The sequence below is a fragment of the Chitinivibrionales bacterium genome, from assembly GCA_014728215.1.
Lineage (GTDB): Bacteria > Fibrobacterota > Chitinivibrionia > Chitinivibrionales > WJKA01 > WJKA01.
On sequence record WJLZ01000021.1, the window covers coordinates 1 to 3785 of the forward strand.

Consider the following 3785-nt stretch of genomic DNA (forward strand, 5'->3'; position numbering starts at 1 on the left):
ATACACAACCCGGCCGGCGCCGATATTGAGATGACCGACTTCACTGTTGCCCTGATAGCCATCGGGAAGCCCCACGGCAAGGCCCGATGAAAGGATTGTTGTAGTCGGATATTCTTTCTCATAACGATCGGTATGCTGCGTATTGCCGGAGAATATTCCGTTGGATTTTTCCGGCTTTCCTTTACCCCATCCGTCTCGAATAATCAGGCATACTGGTTTTGGCGGCATTACTCGGTTTTCCCCTCTGGTTCGACATTCCCGGTTTCATTTTCTCCGGCAGCAGGTGCACTATCCTGAGCGGAAGGTGTGGCGCTTAAATCGGCCTTTTCAGCAATAGCCTTTTCCTGAGCTTTTTTTGTGGCATGCTCTTTTTTATGCTTCTCGTAAAAATCCCAGTTTTCAACTCTGCCGTTGCCGTCACACGCCCAGCATTTCCCGTTGCCTTCGCAGTACCGGCATACACCGGAACCCTTGCAGTACGGGCACTCTTCAACATACGATGACTTCTCAATGCCTTCGGTGGGAATATCGGGCGTCACCGTTTTCCGTTTCCCGACGCCGTCGCAGAAATGACATTTCGTACTCCCTTTGCAGTAAAAGCACACCCCGGGATGGGAGGAGCAAACCGGACACTGTTTCTCATCGTATCGAGGAGCCCGCTGATCATCTCGGGCACACGAGCCCACAAAAAGCGCAAGTGCAGCAATAAGAAAAACCCTTCGTTTCATACAATTAATCCTCTTTCTGTGTTATATGGTATATCGAATCGCCGGGACCAATACCATAGTACGTAAAAGACATACAAAATAGTTTTTTGCTTCCATTTGCCACCTATAATTCGGCTATTTCAAAAAAAATACCCATAACAGAGAAAATTACTTTAGATTTTCTGTGGCACAATGTACATTACTAGAAGGTATGAAAAAGGCCCCCAAAACCGGTTTCATACTATGGAGGAAGAGGTTTAAAAGGCGAGGAGGAAATATGATAACGCCCCGATCAGGCGGCAAATGCCCATTGCTTAGCCGTAATGCCGCGATTCTGCCGGCAAGTGTCCTGTGTCTGCTGTCATTCATTTTCCAACCAACCGCTCAACAGTTCCCCGATACGATCTGGGTCCAGGTAACATTCTACGATTTTCATGCCGACGGCAGCAATCCGGAGTTCAATCCCGATCACTGGGGTGGCTTGTATACCAGGATGGTTGCCGATACGCTCGATGCCGACAGCAAACCCGTGCTGGGAGCGGACCCATTTTTCAATTATTATATCCACAAATGGTTTCGACCGTGGCAGCCGGGTGATTATACTGCACCGATTTATACCGACTGGGGGGGAGCTTTCGGCGGGATTGATACCCTGGACCATGATACGGCTTTTATAAATATTGTCATCAGGGATTCGCTCCCTTTCAGACATATCGGCAGCGGATTGTATCAATACGAAAACAGTGAATTTTTCGGTGTTGATGATACCGGGTTCGGCGATGAGCCGTCGGGATTCAACCACAATTTCTCCTTTACAATGGAGATGCACACCGTCTTTACCTACCAGCCGGGTCTCAGGTTCGATTTTCAGGGTGATGACGATGTCTGGGCGTTTGTTGACGGGCGGCTGGCCATGGACCTCGGCGGGATCCACGGTACGCAATCCGGCTCGTTCAATGTCGACAATATCTCGGGCCTGGTCCCCGGAAAACCGTATAATTTCGACTTTTTTTACGCCGAACGGCACACGGTCAATTCCACGATAAAAATTACGACCAATCTATTCACGCCGCCCGGTTTTATCAAGATCTATCCGGAGCCGGGCACACCCGATATCGGCTCGAACCAGCCATTCGGTCCGCTCGACACGGTAAAGGCGGGGAGCACCCTCGAAATGTATGCCCATATTTTCGATTCGGCATTCACCTGGCGCCCCGAATACGACCAGTACGTAACCTGGGAGATGATCGATTCGCTGGGCAACCCTGTTTTGTCAAGCGATTCGGGCAGCGGCAATTCGATCAGTCCCACCGAAGCATTCGGGTATGTAACCGTGGTTGCGACATTCAGGGACCCCGATGATCTCAATGCGCCGCCGGCCACAGCGGTCCTGAATCTTTATGTTGCGCCCGGAGATCCGCATCATATCAACATTCAAAATACCGAAACAATTACCAGTCTTCGTGATGACGATCATCTCGACGCCCTGACACTGGGTGAGGACATCTCGAGCACAACGGTCTATGCAATTCTCCGAGACAGCCTGGGGAATTTTGCCGGCTATGCACAAAATGCCACCTGGACAAGCGGGAGCACGTCCATTGCATCGGCCCGGGGGAAATCCGGCGAGCAGTGGAAAGGCGATATCATCAAAGCGGGCGGCGGGGTCACCACCATCACCGCCTCCCAGGGAAGCCTTATCCCGGCATCGCTGCAGGTAACCATGAAAACGTCGGGCGTGGCACTGCAATCGGCCATTACCCGCGACAGCAACGGCGACGGGTACCTTGATCGGATCGAATTGACTTTCGACAGTGCGGTTACACTGGGGACCGATATTTCCCCCGATGATATCATTGTGCAATACGGGGCAACCACCCTGAGCGTAATCACTATCGAAGGCAAAAGCGGCGCGACAGATGATGAATTTATTCTCACCCTCAGACCGTCAACCTCCGGCGAGCTTCAGACCGGATGGAAACCAACGCTGACCTTCCCTTCATTTTCGAATGCTGCGGCGGTGAGCGGTTTTGTCTGCGCAGACGGCGCCGGGCCGGTAGTAAAGAGCGCAAAGTTTCATCCGGGATCGTTACCGGGTTCGCAGGGAAGTCCGGATACGTTGTACGTAACGTTCAGCGAGCCTGTGCAGTGGCCGAATTCCCAGGCAACGCCGTCAGAGGTATTCAACTATTATCAAAAGCAAACAGAAACCGATGCCGCTTTTGACGGTATCGGCACGAATGATTTTCCTGTGGATAAGAACGGTGCGGCTATTTTTATGACCAATGGCTTTACCGTTTCTCCTCTGGATGACAGTCTTCAGCTCCAGGGTAATATCCGGCATGTGATAGATTCTGCCGGCAACCTGCCGCCCGAGAATGGAAGAAAGGCGCCGATTGAATGGGGTCCGCGTAATGCTGTTACCATAACGGTCGGAAAGAACCCTTTTATCCCGGGAGTGACCCCGATCGATCCCAAGGTCAGGGAATTTTATCATAACTCCTTTCAGAACCAGACCGGCAATTATTCGGGCGTGATGATCGGCATTCAGTCGATCAAGCCGCTCAAGCAGGAGCCGAACGGATCGTACGGCAAGGCGGTTATCTACGATGCCGTGGCAAATCTTATTCGAACTGATATCAGAATCGAGCAGGCGCAGTCCGCCAGAGAGTACGGGATTTTCTGGGACGGCAAGAATGAGAATGGACGATATGTAGGCGGAGGCGCTTATTTGTTGGTTATTACGACCACCGACTATGACGGCACTACGGAATTAACGCGGAAAAAAATCGGCGTTCAACGGTAAAAAGGCCGATAAAACAAGGGAAGCAAAGGATGGGGAAAATGAATTACAAAAGCGCAGTACTTTCAAAAAAACTCACCGGATTGTGTATTGTTTTTCTGGCGATGACCTCATGGTCCGACGGTCTCCCCGGTGAATACCTTCTTACCCAGCGATGGCGCGACATTCACTCATCATATTCGCCCTTAACAAACGCGGCTTTTCTTATTGAAGAAGATTATTTTTCTGTTCGGGGGGCGGTTGCGCCGGTGCTTCAACGATCCTTTACTCTCTGG

At 51.1% G+C, this 3785-nt stretch carries 4 protein-coding genes; 2 read left to right on the forward strand and 2 right to left on the reverse strand.

Annotated elements, in window-relative coordinates:
* On the reverse strand, positions 1 to 228 hold a 228-nt coding region (locus tag GF401_01590), incomplete at its 3' end, for a 2,3-bisphosphoglycerate-independent phosphoglycerate mutase (protein ID MBD3343737.1).
* Positions 228 to 728 (reverse strand): hypothetical protein, encoded by a 501-nt coding sequence (locus tag GF401_01595; protein ID MBD3343738.1) that lies wholly within the window; start codon positions 726 to 728, stop codon positions 228 to 230. The genes GF401_01595 and GF401_01590, both read right to left, overlap by 1 nt.
* A 190-nt stretch (positions 729 to 918) precedes the next feature.
* Here GF401_01595 and GF401_01600 point away from each other — a divergent pair, with 190 nt between their 5' ends.
* Entirely contained in the window at positions 919 to 3513 is a 2595-nt protein-coding gene (locus GF401_01600; protein ID MBD3343739.1) for a fibro-slime domain-containing protein, read from the forward strand.
* A gap of 38 nt (positions 3514 to 3551) precedes the next feature.
* Positions 3552 to 3785 (forward strand): hypothetical protein (locus GF401_01605; protein MBD3343740.1); only part of this gene is annotated, 234 nt, incomplete at its 3' end.

Coding starts and splice junctions, on each gene's coding strand:
- GF401_01600 (MBD3343739.1), top strand. CDS start 919: ATGAAAAAGGCCCCCAAAACCGGTTTCATACTATGGAGGAAGAGGTTT.
- GF401_01595 (MBD3343738.1), bottom strand. CDS start 728: ATGAAACGAAGGGTTTTTCTTATTGCTGCACTTGCGCTTTTTGTGGGC.